Below are 704 nucleotides of genomic sequence, written 5' to 3'. Positions count from 1 at the left end.
TTTATGGACGCCTTTACGACAAAATATGGATGGAGCTAATCAACATAACCATTGGCAGTTGATGGCGATGAGACGAACCATTGAGACGCGCTTTTCTACACTTTGCAGGCTATTTAATATTGAACAAACCTTGGCGAGAGGGCTGTCTGGGCTACAGATACGAATTGAACAAATGGTACTTGCCTACAATTTAAATTATTTTAAGATTAACTAGCACCACGGGTATAAACATGTCTTTTTTGTTGCATTTCATTTTACAACGCGGCGAATTATAGATGTTCAAGAATCACTTAAAAGCAACAATATTATTATTTGGAAAAAGTTACAAAATTAGCTTGACAAGTTCAATGCAAATATAGTAATATATAAAAGTTCTCAAATCACCCCATAGTTGTCATAAGATTTTTGAAAAAAAGTTGAAAAAAAGTTATTGACAAAGTTCGGGAGGTTTGTTAAAATAAAGAAGTTGTCTCTTAGGAGGCGATAAGACCTTTGAAAACTGGATAAAGAAACCAAACGTGCGGGTTACATTAAGTAACCTGTCAATAAAAGAAGAAAAAGTCAGATGATATCTGACTGAGTACAGTTCAAATGAGAGTTTGATCCTGGCTCAGGACGAACGCTGGCGGCGTGCCTAATACATGCAAGTGGAACGCATTTATAACAACCGTAGCTTGCTACACTTGATATAAATGAGTCGCGAA

General features: G+C 36.2%; 1 protein-coding gene and 1 rRNA gene. Both read left to right on the top strand.

Annotated elements, in window-relative coordinates; genetic code table 11:
* The coding region (locus ABP870_RS10620) for a transposase (RefSeq protein ID WP_350015309.1) at positions 1-214 on the top strand (214 nt) is incomplete at its 5' end.
* Positions 215-587: 373 nt separating this feature from the next.
* A 16S ribosomal RNA gene (locus tag ABP870_RS10615) occupies positions 588-704 on the top strand; the annotation flags it as partial.

Origin of the sequence: Streptococcus jiangjianxini, from assembly GCF_040225085.1 — a bacterium.
GTDB lineage: Bacteria > Bacillota > Bacilli > Lactobacillales > Streptococcaceae > Streptococcus > Streptococcus jiangjianxini.
Note: the sequence above shows the minus strand (reverse complement) of the source record. Positions and strands in the feature narration are given on the sequence as shown.